The organism is Myxococcus sp. AM011 (genome assembly GCF_013372595.1).
GTDB lineage: Bacteria > Myxococcota > Myxococcia > Myxococcales > Myxococcaceae > Myxococcus > Myxococcus eversor.
Map to the genome: position 1 here is coordinate 13,442 of NZ_JABXEM010000125.1, position 17,982 is coordinate 31,423.

General features: G+C 67.1%; 19 protein-coding genes and 1 pseudogene. 12 read left to right on the forward strand and 8 right to left on the reverse strand.

Annotated elements, in window-relative coordinates; translation table 11 throughout:
• The first annotated feature begins 99 nt into the window (after nucleotides 1–99).
• From HUW62_RS24865 to HUW62_RS24875, 3 genes are all read left to right on the forward strand, one after another.
• Nucleotides 100–1,794 carry a histidine kinase gene (locus tag HUW62_RS24865; RefSeq protein WP_176435819.1) on the forward strand — a complete coding sequence of 565 codons (1,695 nt, stop codon included), beginning with the start codon at nucleotides 100–102 and terminating at the stop codon, nucleotides 1,792–1,794.
• A gap of 2 nt (nucleotides 1,795–1,796) precedes the next feature.
• The gene (locus tag HUW62_RS24870; RefSeq protein ID WP_240356131.1) at nucleotides 1,797–2,483 is read left to right on the forward strand and encodes a LytTR family DNA-binding domain-containing protein; all 687 of its coding nucleotides are present in this window, start codon (nucleotides 1,797–1,799) and stop codon (nucleotides 2,481–2,483) included.
• A gap of 129 nt (nucleotides 2,484–2,612) precedes the next feature.
• On the forward strand, nucleotides 2,613–3,578 hold the full coding sequence (locus tag HUW62_RS24875) for a class I SAM-dependent methyltransferase (protein WP_163862469.1): 966 nt from the start codon (nucleotides 2,613–2,615) through the stop codon (nucleotides 3,576–3,578).
• Between the two features lie 136 nt (nucleotides 3,579–3,714).
• On the opposite strand, the gene HUW62_RS24880 is transcribed toward HUW62_RS24875, so the two are convergent.
• From HUW62_RS24880 to HUW62_RS48955, 4 genes are all read right to left on the reverse strand, one after another.
• On the reverse strand, nucleotides 3,715–4,230 hold the full coding sequence (locus HUW62_RS24880) for a hypothetical protein (protein WP_163862466.1): 516 nt from the start codon (nucleotides 4,228–4,230) through the stop codon (nucleotides 3,715–3,717).
• A gap of 44 nt (nucleotides 4,231–4,274) precedes the next feature.
• The gene (locus HUW62_RS24885) at nucleotides 4,275–4,802 is read right to left on the reverse strand and encodes an RNA polymerase sigma factor (protein WP_205522553.1); all 528 of its coding nucleotides are present in this window, start codon (nucleotides 4,800–4,802) and stop codon (nucleotides 4,275–4,277) included.
• Between the two features lie 207 nt (nucleotides 4,803–5,009).
• On the reverse strand, nucleotides 5,010–5,288 hold the full coding sequence (locus tag HUW62_RS24890; protein WP_217911527.1) for a hypothetical protein: 279 nt from the start codon (nucleotides 5,286–5,288) through the stop codon (nucleotides 5,010–5,012).
• A 57-nt stretch (nucleotides 5,289–5,345) separates the two neighbouring features.
• Nucleotides 5,346–5,471 carry a hypothetical protein gene (locus tag HUW62_RS48955; protein WP_255203628.1) on the reverse strand — a complete coding sequence of 42 codons (126 nt, stop codon included), beginning with the start codon at nucleotides 5,469–5,471 and terminating at the stop codon, nucleotides 5,346–5,348.
• On the opposite strand from HUW62_RS48955, the gene HUW62_RS24895 reads away from it, so the two are divergent.
• The 8 genes and pseudogenes from HUW62_RS24895 (at nucleotide 5,470) to HUW62_RS24930 (ending at nucleotide 12,426) form a co-directional block, all read left to right on the forward strand.
• On the forward strand, nucleotides 5,470–6,483 hold the full coding sequence (locus HUW62_RS24895; protein WP_163862459.1) for a DUF2169 domain-containing protein: 1,014 nt from the start codon (nucleotides 5,470–5,472) through the stop codon (nucleotides 6,481–6,483). The two genes, HUW62_RS48955 and HUW62_RS24895, sit on opposite strands and share 2 nt — an antisense overlap.
• A complete protein-coding gene (locus HUW62_RS24900; protein WP_163862456.1) occupies nucleotides 6,480–7,538 on the forward strand; it encodes a beta-ketoacyl synthase N-terminal-like domain-containing protein in 1,059 nt (352 codons plus the stop codon). Before HUW62_RS24895 ends, HUW62_RS24900 begins: the two co-directional genes overlap by 4 nt.
• Entirely contained in the window at nucleotides 7,535–8,671 is a 1,137-nt protein-coding gene (locus HUW62_RS24905) for a DUF4150 domain-containing protein (RefSeq protein ID WP_163862453.1), read from the forward strand. The genes HUW62_RS24900 and HUW62_RS24905 overlap by 4 nt, the downstream gene beginning before the upstream one ends.
• Complete coding sequence (locus HUW62_RS24910) at nucleotides 8,668–9,399, forward strand: SMI1/KNR4 family protein (protein ID WP_163862450.1); 732 nt, start codon at nucleotides 8,668–8,670, stop codon at nucleotides 9,397–9,399. Before HUW62_RS24905 ends, HUW62_RS24910 begins: the two co-directional genes overlap by 4 nt.
• A gap of 217 nt (nucleotides 9,400–9,616) precedes the next feature.
• Nucleotides 9,617–9,979: pseudogene (locus HUW62_RS50065) on the forward strand (HEAT repeat domain-containing protein); the annotation flags it as partial.
• 255 nt (nucleotides 9,980–10,234) lie between these two features.
• The gene (locus tag HUW62_RS24920) at nucleotides 10,235–10,705 is read left to right on the forward strand and encodes a hypothetical protein (RefSeq protein ID WP_163862444.1); all 471 of its coding nucleotides are present in this window, start codon (nucleotides 10,235–10,237) and stop codon (nucleotides 10,703–10,705) included.
• Between the two features lie 112 nt (nucleotides 10,706–10,817).
• The gene (locus tag HUW62_RS24925; protein ID WP_176435821.1) at nucleotides 10,818–11,183 is read left to right on the forward strand and encodes a hypothetical protein; all 366 of its coding nucleotides are present in this window, start codon (nucleotides 10,818–10,820) and stop codon (nucleotides 11,181–11,183) included.
• A 142-nt stretch (nucleotides 11,184–11,325) separates the two neighbouring features.
• Nucleotides 11,326–12,426 carry a serine protease gene (locus HUW62_RS24930; protein WP_163862441.1) on the forward strand — a complete coding sequence of 367 codons (1,101 nt, stop codon included), beginning with the start codon at nucleotides 11,326–11,328 and terminating at the stop codon, nucleotides 12,424–12,426.
• Nucleotides 12,427–12,569: 143 nt separating this feature from the next.
• On the opposite strand, the gene HUW62_RS24935 is transcribed toward HUW62_RS24930, so the two are convergent.
• A complete protein-coding gene (locus HUW62_RS24935) occupies nucleotides 12,570–14,579 on the reverse strand; it encodes a serine hydrolase (protein WP_255203629.1) in 2,010 nt (669 codons plus the stop codon).
• Nucleotides 14,580–14,732: 153 nt separating this feature from the next.
• Between HUW62_RS24935 and HUW62_RS24940 the strand changes: the two genes are divergently transcribed.
• Nucleotides 14,733–15,770 (forward strand): PA0069 family radical SAM protein, encoded by a 1,038-nt coding sequence (locus HUW62_RS24940; protein WP_163862438.1) that lies wholly within the window; start codon nucleotides 14,733–14,735, stop codon nucleotides 15,768–15,770.
• Nucleotides 15,771–15,790: 20 nt separating this feature from the next.
• Here the strand turns inward: HUW62_RS24940 and HUW62_RS24945 are convergent, their stop codons facing one another.
• From HUW62_RS24945 to serC, 3 genes are all read right to left on the reverse strand, one after another.
• On the reverse strand, nucleotides 15,791–16,039 hold the full coding sequence (locus HUW62_RS24945) for a GlsB/YeaQ/YmgE family stress response membrane protein (protein ID WP_163862435.1): 249 nt from the start codon (nucleotides 16,037–16,039) through the stop codon (nucleotides 15,791–15,793).
• A 191-nt stretch (nucleotides 16,040–16,230) separates the two neighbouring features.
• Nucleotides 16,231–16,791 carry a chalcone isomerase family protein gene (locus HUW62_RS24950; protein ID WP_163862432.1) on the reverse strand — a complete coding sequence of 187 codons (561 nt, stop codon included), beginning with the start codon at nucleotides 16,789–16,791 and terminating at the stop codon, nucleotides 16,231–16,233.
• A gap of 41 nt (nucleotides 16,792–16,832) precedes the next feature.
• Nucleotides 16,833–17,921, reverse strand: coding sequence for a 3-phosphoserine/phosphohydroxythreonine transaminase (gene serC, locus HUW62_RS24955; RefSeq protein ID WP_163862428.1), 1,089 nt, complete (start codon nucleotides 17,919–17,921; stop codon nucleotides 16,833–16,835).
• Between the last annotated feature and the right edge of the window lie 61 nt (nucleotides 17,922–17,982).

A 17,982-nucleotide genomic window follows, 5' to 3' on the forward strand; every position in this document is an offset into this window, starting at 1 on the left:
GCGCTGGCCAGCACGGCGCGTGGGGTGCCGGTCGCCCAACGTCTCGCGGCGTCGTTGAAGTGCGCGTGGTACTTCGCCGGGCTGCGTATGCTCAGGCCCATGATGACCTCCACCCTCGTCACGGGATGCTTCGCGCTCTCGCTCGCCGCCTCGGCCGCGCTGCCCTCCACGCGGCAGGGGCTGGTGCAGGTGAACACGGAAGAGCTCCCCCCAGAGGTCGCGCTCTCCGCGGATTCACCGGGCTGGCGCACGGTGGCGGCCGACCAGGTGAGCGAGGGGACGGGCCCCTATTGGCTGCGCACGCAGGTGGACGTGCCCCCGCGAGAAGAAGGAGCCCCGACGCCTGCCCTCGCCCTGTCGGTGCTCGGGTCATGGGAGGCCTGGTGGGACGGCAGACCCCTGGGCCGCAACGGACAGGTGGGGCGAACGCCCTCGGAGGAGGTACCGGGACGCGTCGATGTCCAGCTCCCGCTTCCGCCCGACCTCAGCGCGCCGGGCCCTCATGTGCTGACGATGCGCGTCTCGGCGCACCAGCTCGGCTTCCAGCCCGTGGGCACCATCCACCGACTGCAGGTGGGCGAGGCCGCGTCACTCGCTCAGACGCGGATGCTCGGCATGGTGCCAGCCCTTTGCATGCTGGGCGCGCTGGTGCTGATGGGGCTCTACCACCTCGCGCGCGTGCGGCTTGCTCACGGCGGGCTCGCCACGCTGCTGCTCGGCGTGCTGTGCCTCTCCGCCGCGGCGCTCGTCCTGCTGGAGGCGTGGCGCGGGCTCGCCAACTATCCCTACCCACAGCACGCCGTGCGGCTGCGACTGCAGGCGGCGGCCGTGCTGGCGGTGGCGGCGCTGCTGCCAGCGACCGTGCATGCGGCCTTCGGCGAGCCGCGCCGCTGGCTGCGGTGGCTGGGACTCGGACTGGGGCTGCTCTCGCTCGTCTTCGTTCCGGGCTTCGATGGCAAGAGCAGCATCGCGCTCGGCGCCTCGCTCGTCGTCTCCACGGCGCTCGCCGTGCTCGCGTGGCGAAGAGGAGAATCGGGCGGGGCCCTGGGCACGCTGGCGGGACTCGGTTTCGCAGGGGTGCTCTACCTGTTGGAACCCTGGGGCTTCTCCGAGCGCGGCTTCTTCCTCGCCTTTGGAGGGCTGTTGCTCTGCCTCACGGCGGTCCATGCCCGGCAGCAGCGCCGGCAACAGGAGCGGTTCGAAAGCGCCACGCGCGCCGCGGAGCGCCTGCAACTGGAGTTGCTCAAGCGCAGCCTGCAGCCACACTTCCTGATGAACACGCTGGGCGCGCTGAGTGAGTGGGTGGAGACGGAGCCCGCGCAGGCCGTGCGGTTCATCGAGGCCCTGGGCGCGGCATACCGGCACCTGCTCGCCGTCTCCGGTGAGCGCACCATTCCGCTCGCTCGCGAGCTGGAGCTGTGCCGCGCCCATCTGGAGGTCATGGGCTGCCGACAGGGCACGGCCTTCCAGTTGGAGACCGAGGGCGTGGACCTGGAGGCCCCCGTTCCCCCTGCCCTGCTGCACACGCTGCTGGAGAACGCCTTCAGCCACAACCGCTACGTCTCGCCCCACACCTTCCGACTCCAGGGCAGCCTCGTCAACGAGGGCGCCCGGCCGCGGCGGCGCTACGCCTTCCTCGCCCCCCTGGGCACGGGCATGCGCCAAGGGGGCGGTGAGGGCACCGGCTCGCGCTACCTGCGCGCGCGCCTGGAGGAGGCCTTCCCCGGTGCGTGGCGGCTCGAGGACGGGCCCACCGAGGCGGGGTGGATGACGCGGGTGGAGGTGCCGGCGTGAGGATGCTCATCGTGGAGGACGAGCCGCTGGCGGCGCGCCGTCTCGCCCGGCTGTGCGAGCAGCAGTTGGGGCCGGGCACCCCGCCTCCGTGCGTGTGCGCGAGCCTGGATGAGGCGCGCGCGCTGCTGGCGGAGCGCACCGTGGACGTGCTGCTGCTGGACCTGAACCTCTCGGGAGAGGACGGCTTCGCGCTGCTCGCGGAGGCGGCCGCGGGCGCATTCCAGACGGTGGTGGTCTCCGCGAACACCGACCAGGCGCTGCGCGCCTTCGAGCTGGGGGTGCTGGACTTCGTGCCAAAGCCCTACACGCCGGAGCGGCTCGCCGTCGCGCTCGCCCGCGTGGGAAACCGCGCGGCCACGGCCTTGCGCACCCTCGCGGTGAGGAAGGGAGGAGGCGTGGTCCTCGTGCCCCTGGACTCCGTCGCGTACATCCAGGGCGCTGGCGACTACGCGGAGCTCGTCCTTCGCGGAGGTGGCACCGAACTGAGCGAGAAGAGCCTGGAGCGGCTCGAGCAGTTGCTCCCCGCCGACTTCCTCCGCATCCACCGCTCCTATCTCGTCCGGGCGACGGACATCCGCGAGCTCGTCGCCTCGGAGGGCTCACGCAGCGCGGTGGAGCTGCGGGACGGCACCCGGCTGCCGGTGGGCCGAAGCCGACTGGGAGCGCTGCGCAAGCGACTGGAGGCGTAGGCGTCGCCGGGGGATACACGCCAGGCAGCCAGAGACCCGCCACGCCTGGCGCATCCGCCGAGTTCTCTTGCCGTGGCGGAGAGGATTGTGTCTGCTCCGAGCCATCCAACCGTCGGGAGAACCACGCCCATGTCGAAAGAAGGAGTCAGCGTCCTGGCCAAGGAGGTTGGAGACGACTGGAAGGAGCACGCGTACTACGAAGAAGTCGAGCGCTTCATGCCGGACGCCTGGAAGAACACCATCTGGCCCGTCATCGGAGAGTGTGACTTCTCCTCGTCCCTGGACCTCGCGGCCGGTCACGGTCGGAACACGGAGTACCTGCTGCCCCTCGCGCAGCGGATCCACGTGGTGGACATCAACAAGGAGAACATCGACTTCTGCCGTCGCCGCTTCGCGGGTCGGGACTCGAAGATCACCTATGTCGTCAACGACGGCTCGTCCCTCGCAGCGGTGCGCAGTGGTTCGGTGACGCTCACCTACTGTTTCGACGCCATGGTCCACTTCGACAGTGACGTGGTGCGGGCCTATCTGCGCGAGTTCTTCCGCGTCCTGGAGCCGGGCGCACACGCGTTCATCCACCACTCGAACTACACCGGCAACCCGTGTGGGAAGTGGATGGACAGCCCCAACATCCGCAACTTCATGAGCAAGGACCTCTTCGCGCACTACGCGCACAAGGAAGGTCTGACGGTCGCGTCCCAGCGGGTGATTGATTGGGGTGGCCATCCCGAGCTGGACTGCCTGTCCCTTCTCCGAAAGCCGAACCCCATCACCCGGCTCACCGGAAACCACACGCGGCGCGACGGGATGCTCTTCGTGCTCGCGGGCGCCCACGAGTCAGCGAAGGCCATGCTCGCCCATCCAGCGACGCTCACGCTGGATGCGCATGCCCACGAGTGGTGCGGGCGGCTCGTCGTGCAGCAGGGGGACAACGTCCTCGCCACGTTCGACGTGCATGAAGCACAGCCGCAGTCGAAATCCTGCGTCTTCGAAGCCGAGGCCGGAGAGCTCGTGTTCCGCGCCGAGGACCGGGGCGACGGCCGTTTCGAGGCCTGGGTGAAAGGCATTGACGTCCGCTGGCGGAAGAAGCCGTGACGTCCGCGGCATGAGCAAGCGAGGTCCCCGTCACGAGGAGGGGACCTCGACGCGTGACGGGGCGGTTTGACGGCTCCTGGCGGAGGGCTCCAGCGCCGCGCCGATGGAACTGGCGAGCAGGACTGGAGCGAATGCGTCACGCCACCGGGCCGGCCACGAGGCTCCTTCGCGAGAGCGCCCGCAGCTTCAGCACCTGGTACGTGGCCCCGAGCAGGAAGAAGACCACCAGCGCGAGCAAGGCGGCCTGAACGGGAGGCGACTCCGGACTGCTGGCGATGGGCTGGCCCGCGGGCAGGCGCGTCAGCGTCTCGTTGATTCCAGGCACCAGCAGCACCATGAAGCTGGCGGACAACGTCAGCGTCTCCACGTAGGGCGTGGCGCGGCCGAGCCCACCCATGCGCGAGGCGGCGACGCCCACCGCCATGAGCACGAGCGCGAGCAGGCCCAGGCCATGGCCGGGGTTGAAGCCGCCCGTGCTGGAGAGGCCGAACGACGTGACAATCGACGCCACCATGCTCAACAGATACAGCCGGCCCACGCGGGTGCCGGGGTCGATGCGGCCGTCGCGGAGGAAGGCCCAGCCTCCGAAGATGAGGGGGGGCAGGCTGACGACGGTGTGGATGATGCCGAGGGTGGACATGGGGTTGGCCATGACGGGGCTCCTTCTTCGGATGTCGATGAGGCGGGGATGAAAGGTCAGGCCAGCAGGTACTCGCGCACCATGGCGCGAGCCCGATGGAGGCGGCTCTTCACGGCGGGCACGTCTTCGCCCAGGCGCTCGGAGATTTCGCGAATGGACAACTCCTCGAAGTCGCGCAGCAGGACGACCTCCAGGTAGTGCGGGGGCAAGGACTCCAGCGCGGAGGCCACGTCGACCCGCGCGGACTCCGACGTGTGCGAGCCCATCCACTGGTCGGCCAGCGCCTCCTCGTAGGGGTCCTGCTTGAGCGTCACCCGCCCCAGGCGTCGGCACTCGCGCTGGACGATGCGGAACAGCCAGCCCGACAGGGACGCCAGCTTCCGAACGGAGCCCAGGTGGCGGGCCAGCACGAGCAGCGACTCCTGGACCGCGTCGTCGATGTCGTTGATGAAGCAGCGCTGCTGCGCGTACCGCCTGAGGTTGGGCTGAAGCGCCTGGAGCAGGCGGAGCATCGCGTCACGGTCACCCGCGTGGGCCGCGAGCAGCATCGCGTCAGGAGCAGCGGGCAACGGGTGGGCGGCCATGTGAGCACCTGGAAGACGGGGGCGGGGAAAATGCCCTGCCTCACCCATTAAGAGGCGGGCACCCTCCGAACGGATTCGCGACCCGGACGATTTTCTTCGGACCCGCGCCGCCAGAGCCGACGAGGTATCTCAACCCCTTGAATCTACACGCTGGGCGCGGCCCCATGGAGAGAGGGCACGCCCGAGTCCTCCGCCTTCGAGCGGACGCTACCCGCCGCCATTTCCACCGCATCGGAAGATGCCGCCCACCGTGTGACCGGCGGGCAGGGAAGGATGCGTCGGCTGGAGCTGGATGCGCGCGCCCACGCCCAGCGAGCACCCCATCTCCGACGTCGGCGTGTACACGTCCGCGAAGTCGATGGAATCGGCGCGCCCATGGGGGACGATTGTCTTCGGAAGTGCCGGCTTCGGATGCGGAGCGCCGCTACCGGGGGCGACGAGGGAAGTAGACAAGCGATGCCGGGGAACAGCACGCGGCGCCACCATGATTGTCTCTGCTTGGATTGAGCCCGAGTCATTCCTCGACTGGGGCAACAATGACTCTCACTCCATGACTCCGCTCACCTGGAGCGAATCGTCCGTGCAGAGGGCCTCCAGGGCCGCCTTGTCTGGTGTTTCGATTCGGCGCAGGATGGCCCGAGGTTCGCGCAAGCCAACGTACCCATTCATGCCCAAGCTCGAGAACCTTACGTCGTTCGGAGCGATTTCGTTTCCGTCCTTAGATGGGACAGGATGCGAGCAATTGGTCGTCTGCGTTTCCGGGCACTTCGAGTTGCCTCGTGCCGGACGCGCGTCAGACACGCCGCCTGCACGGAGTGATAGGCAGGGGCCTCCACCCCTGGTGGACAGCTACTGGCACTCTCCAGAGACGTCCAGCCTGCGAATGGAGGGGCAGAGCACCTGGTACCGCCCGGCGACCGACATCTACATTTCAGGCCGGGCATGGGCCCCGCGCGGGCGCCCCGTGAAGGAAATGCAGGTGGCTGCCCGGATTGGACCCTGTCAGAAAACACTTCACGTCCTGGGCGAACGCGTCTGGGCGCGAGGAGTGCTGACCTTGCAACCCTCGGTGCCCCTGCCCTTCGACTCCCTGCCACTCGTCTATGAGCGAAGCTTCGGCGGACCCATGGAGGCCCGGAATCCGGTGGGGCGCGGGTTCCATGGCTCCTCCAAAGCGGCTTTGGAACAGCCCCTCCCGAACTTCGAGGACCCAGCGCATCGGCTGACTCATTTCAGCCAGCAGGTGCCACCCTGGGGGCTCGGACCGCTCTCGCGATACTGGCAGCCAAGACTTGCCTGGGCCGGGACGTATGACGAGGCCTGGGTCGAGCAGCGAGCGCCCCTCTGGCCAGCCGACTTCGACCCTCGATTCTTCCTGGCCGCGGCGCATGGACTCGCCGCCGCTCCCTGGTTGAAGGGCGGCGAGCCTGTAGTGCTCTCAGGCCTCTCGCCAGATGGACCGCTGTCCTTCCCACTGCCCCGACATCGGTTGGTCATCAAGGCCATCTTCCGCGACAGGGTCGAGCGAAGGCCCATGGTGCTCGACGCCGTCCATATCGAGCCCGACGAGCGCGGACTGACCCTCATCTGGCGTGCGGCGGTGCCGGTCCATGGACTGCTCTCCAAGCACGAGTACACAGTGGTTCGAGAGCTGGAGCCCTGGGAGGAGCCACTCTCGTGACGCCCGGAACCGACGCAGTGGCGGTGCTTGGACTGGGACTCTGCACACCGCTGGGCCTGACAGCCCCCACCACCCTGGTCGAGATGGCGGCCGGCACGGTTCGCTTCTTCCTGACGGGAGTCCTGGACTCGACCGGGGAACCGGTCCGGGCCTCGATGTTGTCACTGTTGGAGACGCGGTGTTCTCGCACGGACCGCATCGTCGCGCTCGCGGCAACCGCCCTCCAGGAATGCCTCGATGCCGTGCCCCTGGACAAGAGGGAGACCCTTCCCTTGTTCATGGCGCTCTCCGGCTCTGTCGGTGGTGTGGACGTCGAGAGAACACGCCTGTTGGAGGCGCTCGCACAGGTGGCCTCGCCCTACCGACTCCATCTGGAGGCAGACGGGCTCTGCCACGAGGGACGGGCAGGTTTCTTCGCGGCCCTGTCTCGGGCCATGGCGGCGCTGCATGCGGGCCGAGCACGACAGGTGCTGGTGGGTGCCGCCGACTCGTTTTGCGATCCAGGCTCATTGAAGCAGTTGCTCGGCGGGCGACGCCTGCGCTGTTCGACGGTCCGCGACGGAATCATCCCCGGGGAAGGAGCAGGCTTCGTGTTGCTCACACGGGCCTCGACAGCCAGACACCGGGGATTGCGCCCGCAAGGTCTCGTCCTCGCCGCCACTGTCGCGAAGGAGCCCCGCCCCATGACGTGTGGCAAGCCCAGCCTGGCGGAAGGACTCACGACGGCGTTCCACTACCTGCGCACCCATCCGGCGACTGAAAGGAAAAGAGTCGCGCAGGTCCTGTCCTGCCAGACGGGAGAGACCTTCTGGGGACATGAGTTCAATCGGGCGTATCTGCGCAATGCCTCGCTCATGCCCGAGCCGCTACGCGTCATGCTTCTAGCGGAAACCCAAGGAGACGTAGGCGCTGGCGCTGGCGTGGTCCAGTTCGGGTTGGCGCTTCAGCTGTTGGGAGAGCAGGTCTCGAGTCCAGCATCCGAAGCCCGGATGCTCGTCTACGGCTGCTCCGACGAAGGACAGGTCGGAGCCTGCATCATTGGAAGGGAAATATGAGCGACGTCTTCGCCAATGGGAGGACCATCGTCCATTCGGGTGATGGTGGAACCAATACCTGCGCGGCCCCCGACGTCTGCAAGACTCCCTCTCCAGGTGGGCCGGTGCCCGTGCCCTACGTGAACGTGGCCAGGAACAGCGACCTGGCCGAAGGGAGCACGTCGGTCACCATCGACGGGAACCCGGTGGCACTCAAGACCTCCAAGCTGGGGACGAGTTCGGGAGACGAAGCAGGCACGGCGGGGGGTGGACTCGTCTCGGCAAAGACGAAGGGGAAGATGACCTGGGGCACCTACAGCCTCGACGTGAAGTTCGAGGGCAAGGGTGTCGTGCGCTTCATGGACGTCACCCAGCACAATGGGAATACATTCAACACGGCCTTCATGCAGGACGGGCAATGTGGCTTTGCCTATGGGGATGATCCGGTCGGCGCAGGCTGTCCCAGGGCCTGTGGGCACGAAAAGGCGGAACACCGGATCCTGGAACGACCCGAGAGCACCGCGCTGGCCGTGAAGCTGATGGGGACGCTCGACCACATCAGCATGACGCCCAAGCTGAGCCACCTGGCAGTGTTCAAGAAGAAGGGGGGCTACATGCTCGGAGTACTGGTGTGCGCGTGTCGGCAGAAAATCTACGCCGCCATGTCCGGAGATGACCAGGCGCTGGACGGCTTCAAGAAGGCCGTCGAGTTGCTCAATGAGCACGATGCAAGGAAGCGCTGGGGGGTGTGCGATCCGGTCGACTTCTCTCAGGTCCAGGATTCCATGGGCCTCATTCCAGACGGGCAGGCGCTCTTCCTGGAGGCGCTGCCAGCCCCCAGGAATCCACCCGGGGCCTGCGCGGCGCCCAAGCTCATCCAGAAGGCGCATCAGGATGGACACAAGCCAGGCGCCATGACCGAGGTGTTCTACTTCCCGGAGGCCGCCGTGGAGCGCGCCAACAAGAAGAGCAAAGTGGGGGTCCGGACGACCGTCGGCGTCACCTATTTCAAAACCCTCGGTCAAGAGACGCGACAGGTCACCGAGGAGTTCCGGCATGGTGATGTCGTGCCATCCTGCGAGACCTGCCAGATCCATCTGACGCCCATGCTCTGCCCTCCCCACAAGCCCTGCCCCGAGGAGGCTGCTTCATGATGGATGACTTCATCGCGCTCCTGGGCCGCTACGACCCGGACTACCCAGCCACCATCCGGGGTGCCCCCCATGAGCGAATCGCTCGCTTCGCGGACCTGGTCGGCCGAGAGCTGCCCCCTCACTACGTGGATTTCTTGCGGAGGATGGGGAGCAACATGGGGAGCCTGGAACTCCCCGCCGTGAGCTTCGAGCTCGATGCGCTCATCGAAAGCCTCGAGTCGGAAGAGTGGCGTCCGCCGCCTCGCTACGTCCTGGTGGCCATGGAATTGAAGGACCCCTACTTCGATTACTACCTCGACCTCGACTCACCCAGTGAGGATGACTTCTGGGTGGTCCGGTTCGAGACCGGTGGCAACGCCGTGTTCGAAGGGCGTGTCCACCCGGGCTACCACTCCCTCAGGGCCCTGCTGTTCTCCCTGGGGTTCCTGTCCAAGCGCCTGAAGCCCATGCCAGCCCGGACGACGATGATGATGTCCCTCTCCGGGCAGCAGGAGAGCCGCGCTCCCCAGTTGAAGCAGCTCCAGTCGCTGAAGCAGATCGCCCTGAAGTCGGGGTTCGAGCACCTTGCACACGCGGGGCCCTCCTGCCTGCTGCTTGACCGCGAGGACGCCGCCATCTACGCGCACCACCCACCCCGGGGTGGGCTCATCGTCGAGGTCGCCTCGATGAGCGAAGCGGGGTTGTCGAAAGTCACGGAGGTGCTGCGTGACAACACGCGCCTCGCCTGACTCCCAAGGCCCCCGGCGCGAAAGCATGAGCCTGAGGGCGCATCCAGGAGCGGCGGCATTCCTGAGAGAGTTTCAGGAGCAGCACCTTTCGGAGGTGGACTTCCTTCTCGAACAGCGGAGGCGCTCGTTCGTCACCCCTGGTTGCTCCTGGATGGAGGCGGAGGAGCTCGAGTCGCGCCTCGCACGCCAGGTCGGAGCCCTGCGCGCATCAAGGGACATGGCGGTGGCGTGTGCTCGCGAACTCCTGGCCACGGAAGACGAAGGGCAGCTCCGGGCGGGGATTCATGTCCTGGCCTCACTTGCGCTCGAGCGATGCGACTTCGACGACCTCCTTCAATCCCGTGAGGAGGACCGCACAGACAGGCTGACCGTGTGGACCGAGGCGCTGGTCCTCGTATCGAACCCGGGGCTCGCGGACTTCTGTACCCGCGCCCTGAGTGACGGACGTCCCGAAGTGCGGGCCGCGAGCGCGGCACTCCTGGGACACCGGAGAGAAGGCGCGCCCTCCAGACTTCTCGCGCTCCTCGACGACGAAGACTCCTCCGTGAGGAGAGAGGCCGCCCTCGCCCTCGCCCGGCTCCGCCATCGACCTGCCCTCGCCCCCATCGAATCCAGGCTCTCCCATGAGGCCCCTCATGCAATCGAGCCCTTGGCCCGCGCCGCGCTGATGCTGGGTTCGAATCTCGCACTGCCCCTCTGTCGGCAGCGATGCGCCGAGGGACAGGGGACGCCTCCTCTCTTGAGGTTGCTGGGGTTGGCGGGTGACTCACAGGCACTGCCTGTCTTGCGACAGGCATGCAGGCGTCCTGAACTCGCTGTCGCAGGGCTCGACGCCATGGGGATGCTCGGCCTGGGCGCCGCGGTGACCGAGCTGCTGTCCCACCTGACGCTAGAGTCGGCCACCAGCGCTCAAGCCGCGGCCAGGGCGCTTGGGCTGCTCAGTGGCGCGCAACTGAAGCAACAAGCACGTATGGCCTCGGAGGAGGCGGAGGTCGAAGACGGAGACGTCGAGGTCGAGCAATGGGACCAAGACCCCGAGCCATGGCATCGCTGGTGGGCAACCCACCAGCACCGGTTTCACCGTGGGGTGAGGTGGCGCCACGGCCATCCATTCAGCCTGGGTTCCTGCCTGGATGAGCTGAAGGAAGCCCTGGCCCCACCGGAGACCCGAATCCGCGCGGCGCTCGAACTCACGCTGCAGGCTCGACGGCCCTTCGACTTCGAGCACGACTGGCCAGTCCCCCGGCAGCGGCAGCGCCTGTCCGCCTGGGAATCCGCTCGCGACACCTCCAGCAACCAGGCTTGAGCCAGCTCTCCGTGGAGGGGTTGAACGTGCCGCTACCCGCCCGTTTCGTCAGCGCCGGGCCATCGCGCTCGCGCGAACCGCGTCCACGAGTTCGGCGTTGGTGGGGGACCGCGTGCTCGCGCTCCTTCGCCATGGCGAGGGGGCGACGCCGGGGCAGGTGGTGAGGCGCTTCTTCGAGTCGTGGAGGACGGTGCTGGTGAAGACCGACTGCCAGGCCGGGTGCGCCATCGCCGCCGTGGCCAATGCGCGGCTGGAACATCCGGAGCTGGGCGCGCGGGCCGCGTCCGTCTTCGTGGCCTGGGAGCGTGAGCTCGGAGAGCGCCTGGTGGTGGCGGGAATGCCTCACGCGAAGGCGAGCAGCGCCGCGGCGCTCATCCTGGCGTCGGTTGAAGGCGCGTTGATTCTCTGTCGTGCCCGAAAGGAGATGGCTCCGTTCGACGCCGTCCGGGACGCGCTCATGGACTTCGTCGGTCCGTGAGCACCTGCCTGGACTCACGAAGTGACGTGGATGTGACATCCCATTCAATGGCAATCCGTGGATGATGCGAAGGCGTCGCGACAGGCAGGGGCCCGCGACGCACAGGTCGTTCCACCAAGACGCAACAACTCAAGGTCCCTCCATGTTCAAGCATACAAGGCAGTTCTCCGTGAAGTTCCTGGCGTCCCTCGCCGTGAGCGCCCTGGTTATGGGCTGCGGAGAGGGATTGGAGTCGGAGGCCCCCGCCGGAGGCCTTCACACCATCCAGCAGGGCTCCATCTGCGGCACCACCACGGATTGGGAGGATGTCGAACCCTGGGCCACCACCCGTGGTGGGGCGTGGGGCAACTACGTGCTGCGCACCCAGCGGGCGGTGGGCATCATCCGGCTGCGCGCCACCGGCGCGTCGGAGTGCACCGGCACGCTCATCGCGGAGAACATCCTCCTGACGGCGGGCCACTGCTTCACGTCCACGGCGGACGCGGCGAACTACGACGTGGTGTTCAACTTCCAGGTCGACCCGACGAGTACGCTGCGAACCACCACCACCGTGCAGATCGCCGAGGGACTCGAGCGCGTCCAGTTGGGAGGTCTGGACTACGCCGTGGTCCGGCTCGCCAGCCATGCGGGCAACACCTTCGGCAGCATGCGGACCGTCAACGCGCTCCCCACCGTGGGACAAATCTTGAGCATCACCCAGCATCCGAATGGGCTGCGCAAGAAGTACCACGAGGGCCACTACGCGAGCCGGCTCGTCGACGGCCAGCTCGCCTACGCAGACATCGACACCGACCATGGCTCGTCCGGCTCCGCCGTGCTGTCGAGCGACGGGGTGGTGGTGGGCGTGCATACCAATGGCGGCTGCACCAGCTTCGGCGGCTTCAACACCGCCACGTCGATGCCGGATATCTACTCGAACTCCACCGTCATTCCCGCGCTGGCCTTGATTCGAGCGAATGGCAATCGCACCTCGCAGGGCAGCATCACCATGAGCACCTCCACCCAGTCCTGCACCCGCACCGGGAACTTCGACGACATGGCGAACGGATGCGCCCTGCGTCTCACCACCGGTAACGTCGTCACGGTGAGCTGCACCACCAACGGACAGGTCGACCGGTCCATCGCCAACTTCACCGCCTCCGGTGCGACGCTCAGCTTCACCTCATCGAGCGCCACCAGCGCCACCGCGACCTTCACGTACGCGGGCACTGGCGTGGGCGTGTCCTGCGAGTTCACGGACTGAGCTGACGAACTCCGACGAGGGCCGTGCGGGTGTTTCGCTCGCACGGCCCGTTGGCGCGGAGAAACCAGCTCGATGCATCAACGGACCGGCGGAGGCTCCCGCGAGCCCCGCCGGGCCTACGAGTCCTGCTGGAAAGTCCCTGCCTAGAACAGGTCGTGCGCGGGCCAGGCGCTGACGCCGTTCACGACGTTCCACATCAGGCCGTCGAGGTTGATGTCGGACGTGCCCGAGCCGGCCCGGTTGTTGGAGTTGGTCATGGCGGACCAGGTGAATTCCTCGGAGCGGCTGGGCCCATAGCGGTCATCGGTCCGCACCAACAGGGCCAGGGTGCCCGGGACGTAGCCTCCGTGCCACCAGTTGGGGAGGCTGTTCACCGACCAGCCCTTGGCGTAGTTGACGGGGTTGCCCAGGGTGTCGAGCGCCGTCGTGCGGGTGGTCATCGTGGTGAGGGAGCTTGGGCTCAGCAGGTCCGGGACGGTGGAGTACCCATCCGCTCGCACGGAGACGCGCAGCAGGTCGATGGGCGTGACGACCCAGCCGCCGTGCGCATCCATGCGACGCACCGGCATGCCGTACGGATTGAAGGCCCCCGCGCCAAGCTGGTAGTAGACGACCTCGTTCGACAGACGCGCTGCCAGGGTATCGCCCCCGACGGCGAAGCTGGTGGCGCCGCTGGGCGTGAACACCTGGCTTTGCATATAGGCGTCATAGGTCATCCCCGTGACGCGTTCGATGATGCGACCGAGGACGCTGTAGCCGAAGTTCGAATACTGGTACGTCGTCCCCGGCGCGAACTCGAGCGGCACGTTCTGCAACACCCACTGGATGAGCTGCGCGTGCGTCATGCCCGTGTTCATGAACATGGGGTCGCCCGACCCATCCGCGCCATCGTTGTCCCAGCCGCCCGCGGTGTGCTCCAGCAACTGCTGGACGGTGATGTTCAGGACGCGGCTGTCCCGGTAGGTGCTCTGCGCGCCGAACGTCTCACCGAGCAATCCGCCCCTGCCGAAGACGCGGTCCGTCAGCTGAATCTGGCCGCTTTCAATCAGGTTCATGATGCCGATGGAGGTCATCGGCTTGGACACGCTGGCGACGCGGAAGCGGTGGGAGGAGTGGACCGGGGTGCCGCTGCCCTGGTCGGCCAGGCCATAGCCCTTGGCGAACACGAGCCGTCCACGACGGGTGATGGCCAGCGACAGGCCGACGGTGTTCGTGCTGGCCATCGCCTGCTGGACGGTGGTGTCGATGTGCTGCAGGTCGGCCGCGCTGAACGTCAGGTTCTGCCAGACGAGCGCGAACTCGGGCTGGCTCCCGTTGTTGTGCGCCGCCACCACGAGGGGGCGATAGCCCTGGTTCTTGAGGTCCGTCGCGGCCTGTTGATACGCGGCGGAGGTGAGGCCATGACGCGCGGCGATGGGAATCCCCGCTGACGCATGGAAGATGGCCGCGTACTTGTCCGTGCCGCCCACGTTGTAGCTGCTGACCTTCGCGAGCTGGTAGCCCTGGGACGCATTGGTGTTGAACGTGGACTGGTATTGGGCCGAGGTCAGCCCGTGGTAGGCCCGCGCGGCCGGCCCGCTGGTCTGCTCCCAGACGGCCGCATAGCGCTCCGCGCCACCGGACGTGTAGCCACTGACGTGCACGAGCCGGTAGCCCTGCCCGGTCCAGGTGTTGAACTCCGTCTGGTACTGGGCCGCGGTCAGGTCATGGCGGGCCGCCCACGCGGCGACACCGTCCGAATGGAAGATGACCGCGAAGTAGGCGACACCGCCGACGCTGTACCCGTTGACCACCACCGGGCGGTATCCCTGCGCCTGTTGATTGACGGCGGTGGTCTGGTACTGCGCGGAGGTCAGCCCGTGGAAGGCCCGCCAGGCCGGGCCGCTCGTCTGTTCCCAGATGGCCGCGTAGCGGACACTGCCTCCTTCTTCGTAACCGCTGACATAGGAGAGGCGATAGCCTTGCCCGGTCCACGTATTGAATTCCGTCTGATATTGGGCGGCGGTGAGCGCGTGGCGGGCCACCCAGGGGTCATAAGGACCGGTCAGTGCCTGGGACGTGGACCCCGTAGAGGCCTGGGACTCCTCCTCCGGAACCCCGCATCCCACGAGGGAGACCACCAGCACTGACAGCACTGTCAGAAGCGGCTTCATTCCAAAAGACTTCATGCTCGAGAGCTCCTGCTTGACGTTGACGCTGCCCCCAGGAAACGAACCCAGGGCGCATTTCACCTCAACCCGGGCAGAAAAAATCCGTTCGATGGACGGACCCTTGACTGAACGCGCTTTCAGCCCCACCCTGGGCGCGTGAAGGCGCGCCCCATCGACAATCCGCCCAACCCCTGGGCGAGCACCGAGGTGGAGTACCTCGACGAGATTCCTCCGTCGCGGCTGGAGGTCTTTGAAGACCACAGCAAACAGGTCGTCTCGCACAACGACAGCCCCGACGTGGGGTTCAGCTGGAGCGTCAATCCCTATCGCGGCTGCCTCCACGCCTGCGCGTACTGCTACGCACGGCCCACGCACCAGTACCTCGACTTCGGCGCGGGCACGGACTTCGAGACGAAGCTCGTCGTGAAGCCCCGCGCCCCGGAGCTGCTGCGAGAGCACTTCGAGCGCCCGTCCTGGAGGGGAGAGACGGTCGTCTTCAGCGGCGTCACCGACTGCTACCAGCCGCTCGAGGCCTCCATGCGCCTCACCCGCGCCTGCCTGGAGGTCTGCGCCGAGTACCGCAACCCCGTGGGCATCATCACCAAGGGCGTGCTCATCGAGCGGGACCTCGACGTGCTCCAGCGCATCTCCCGCGACGCCCGGCTCTGGGTCAGCGTCAGCCTGCCCTTCCACAACGCGGAGATTGCTCGCGCCATGGAGCCCTACGCGGCGTCGCCCCAACGGCGGCTGCTCGCGATTCGCCGCCTCTCCGAGGCCGGCCTCAACGTGGCCGTCTCCGTGGCCCCCATCATTCCGGGGCTCAACGACGAGGACATCTCCCGTGTGCTCACCGCCGTGCGGGAAGCGGGCGCCACCCGTGCGCACTTCACGCTGGTGCGCCTGCCCGGCCCCGTGAAGGACGTCTTCGAGGAACGGCTGCGCGCCAGGCTGCCCCTGCGCGCCGAGCGCGTCCTGCACCGCATCCGGGAGATTCGCGGTGGGGAGCTCAACGACTCCCGCTTCAAGCACCGCATGCGCGGCGAGGGCCTCTACGCGGAGACCATCCACCGCCTCTTCGAGACGACGGCGCGCAAGGTCGGCCTGCGCACCTCCTTCATCACCGAGGACGCGCCGGACACCTTCCGGCGCCCGCCGCGCAAGCCTCCACCGTCACCCCAGCTCAGCCTCTTCTGAAGGCGAGAGGGCCCCAGGCGCTATTTGCGTATCGCCTGGACGATGCTGATGAGGATGACCGCCCCCACCGTGGCCACCGCCAACGAGTAGAGGTTCAACCCCGTCACGCCCCGGCCTCCCAGCAGACTGAACAGCCAGCCGCCCAGCATCGACCCGACGATGCCGGTCGCGATGTTGGCGACCAACCCCATCCTCGCGTTCGTGCCCTTGATGATGCTCGCAATCCAGCCCGCGATACCGCCCAGCACCAGCCACGCGCAAATTCCCATGTCGTCCTCCTGACCGGCCGGTTGCTATCAGACCCGGCGTCGCCGTCCAGCCGGGCACCTTCCTACTACGTGCCACGCATCCACGTATTTCAAGCGTCCTCCTGCCGGGCTGAAAACGCGGAAGGCGCCCCGTGCCTTGGTCCAGGACACGGAGCGCCTCCAGGTGCTGCGCTGAGAGACGGACGACTCGCTCAGTCCTTGCCGAGCATCCCGTCCTTCAGGCCGTCATCGACCGGGTCCTTGCCCAGCCACACCGAGAAGAGCGCGTCCGCGAAGTCCTTGCCCTCCACGGAGATCTTCTCGCCCTCCTTCTTGCTCTGGATCTGCGTCCCCTTGCCCGGGGTGTACGTGAGGATGAGCTCGTCGCCCTTCTTCAGGTCGGGAATCTCCGCGGTGAAGGTGTCCAGCCGCGCCTGGAGCGCCGGCATCTTCGCGCCCGCGTTCTTCTTGAAGCCGTCGACGATGGCCTCGGTGATGGTCTTCTTGTCCAAATCACGGAGCATGTACATGCGCACGCGCTTGATTTCGTCCGCGGCGAGGACCTGCGCGGCGTCCTTCGACGGCGTCTCCAGGTACAGCCCCACCGTGTAGACCTTGACGATGAACTTCTTGCGAAGGCCCACCCCGTTGAGCTTCAGCTCCTTGTCGCCCACCTTCGCGGTGTCCGGATAGTTCACCCCGGCCACTTCCTTGGCGAATGCGGGCACGGCGAACAGCAGGCAGAGCGCGACAGCGGACAGCGTGGCTTTCATGAAACCCTCCAGCATGAGTTGTTCCGCGAGTTCGACGGAGACTACCCGCGGGTCTTCACGAAATGTTCCATGAAGGTGACGAGGGTGCGCACATTCTCCACAGTCACCGCGTTGTATGTGGAAACCCGGATTCCCCCCGCCGTGCGGTGCCCCTTCAGCCCCACCATTCCTTGCTGCTTCGCGTCAGCGACGAAGGCCGCGTCCAGCTCCGGCGTGGGCAGGTGGAACACGATGTTCATCACTGAACGGGACTCGCGCTCCACCGGCGCCCGGTAGAAGCCGGAGAGCCTGTCGAGCGCGCCGTACAGGAGCTCCGCCTTCTGGCGGTTCCACGCTTCAATCTGTGCAAGGCCGCCCACGCTCTTCATCCACGCGAGCACGTTGCGCACCAGGTAGATGGCCAGCGTGGGGGGCGTGTTGTAGAGCGAGTTGTTCTCCGCGTGGATGGAGTAGCGGAAGATTTTCGGGAGGTCCTTGCGCCCCCGCGCGATGAAGTCCTTCGCCGCCACCACCAGCGTCACGCCGGAGGGCCCCAGGTTCTTCTGCGCTCCGGCGTAGACGAGCCCGTAGCGAGACAGGTCCATCTTCTTCCACAGGAAGTCGGAGCTCATGTCCGCGACCAGGGGGACAGAGCCCACGTCCGGCACCGTGTGCCACTGGGTGCCGTAGATGGTGTTGTTGCTCGTCAGGTGGACGTACGCGGCCTTCGGGTCCAGCTTCAGCTCGTCCTGGCGCGGCACCCGCGTGTAGTGCTTGTCGGGCTGCACCGTCGTCACCGCGACGCGGGCCTTGCCGTAGTACCTCGCCTCGTCGAGCGCCTTCTCGCTCCACACGCCCGTCATGAGGTAGTCCGCGCTCGTGTCGGGGGTGAGGAAGTTCATCGGCACCTGCGCGAACTGCTGCGACGCGCCGCCGGTGAGGAAGAGCACCTGGTGGGTGGTGGGCAATCCCGTCAGCTCGGTCAGCAGGGCAATGGCCTCGTCGTGGACGGCCTCGTATTCCTTGCCCCGGTGGCTGTGCTCCATCACGGACATGCCGGAGCCCTGGAAGTCGAGCAGCTCGTCCCGGGCGCGCTCCAGGGCGGGCAGGGGCAGGCCGGCGGGGCCAGGGTTGAAGTTGATGACGCGCATGGCGGGGTCCTCGCGGAAATGAAACGGCGGGACACATTCTTCCCCCCGAGGCCCCCCCGGG

Excerpts from the sequence above, each read along its gene's own strand:
- HUW62_RS24865 (WP_176435819.1), top strand. The coding sequence starts at position 100 with ATGATGACCTCCACCCTCGTCACGGGATGCTTCGCGCTCTCGCTCGCC.
- HUW62_RS24870 (WP_240356131.1), top strand. The coding sequence starts at position 1,797 with ATGCTCATCGTGGAGGACGAGCCGCTGGCGGCGCGCCGTCTCGCCCGG.
- HUW62_RS24875 (WP_163862469.1), top strand. The coding sequence starts at position 2,613 with ATGTCGAAAGAAGGAGTCAGCGTCCTGGCCAAGGAGGTTGGAGACGAC.
- HUW62_RS24880 (WP_163862466.1), bottom strand. The coding sequence starts at position 4,230 with ATGGCCAACCCCATGTCCACCCTCGGCATCATCCACACCGTCGTCAGC.
- HUW62_RS24885 (WP_205522553.1), bottom strand. The coding sequence starts at position 4,802 with ATGGCCGCCCACCCGTTGCCCGCTGCTCCTGACGCGATGCTGCTCGCG.
- HUW62_RS24890 (WP_217911527.1), bottom strand. The coding sequence starts at position 5,288 with ATGGTGGCGCCGCGTGCTGTTCCCCGGCATCGCTTGTCTACTTCCCTC.
- HUW62_RS24895 (WP_163862459.1), top strand. The coding sequence starts at position 5,470 with ATGCCCAAGCTCGAGAACCTTACGTCGTTCGGAGCGATTTCGTTTCCG.
- HUW62_RS48955 (WP_255203628.1), bottom strand. The coding sequence starts at position 5,471 with ATGAATGGGTACGTTGGCTTGCGCGAACCTCGGGCCATCCTGCGCCGA.
- HUW62_RS24905 (WP_163862453.1), top strand. The coding sequence starts at position 7,535 with ATGAGCGACGTCTTCGCCAATGGGAGGACCATCGTCCATTCGGGTGAT.
- HUW62_RS24910 (WP_163862450.1), top strand. The coding sequence starts at position 8,668 with ATGATGGATGACTTCATCGCGCTCCTGGGCCGCTACGACCCGGACTAC.
- HUW62_RS24920 (WP_163862444.1), top strand. The coding sequence starts at position 10,235 with ATGGGGATGCTCGGCCTGGGCGCCGCGGTGACCGAGCTGCTGTCCCAC.
- HUW62_RS24930 (WP_163862441.1), top strand. The coding sequence starts at position 11,326 with ATGTTCAAGCATACAAGGCAGTTCTCCGTGAAGTTCCTGGCGTCCCTC.
- HUW62_RS24935 (WP_255203629.1), bottom strand. The coding sequence starts at position 14,579 with ATGAAGCCGCTTCTGACAGTGCTGTCAGTGCTGGTGGTCTCCCTCGTG.
- HUW62_RS24945 (WP_163862435.1), bottom strand. The coding sequence starts at position 16,039 with ATGGGAATTTGCGCGTGGCTGGTGCTGGGCGGTATCGCGGGCTGGATT.
- HUW62_RS24950 (WP_163862432.1), bottom strand. The coding sequence starts at position 16,791 with ATGAAAGCCACGCTGTCCGCTGTCGCGCTCTGCCTGCTGTTCGCCGTG.
- serC (WP_163862428.1), bottom strand. The coding sequence starts at position 17,921 with ATGCGCGTCATCAACTTCAACCCTGGCCCCGCCGGCCTGCCCCTGCCC.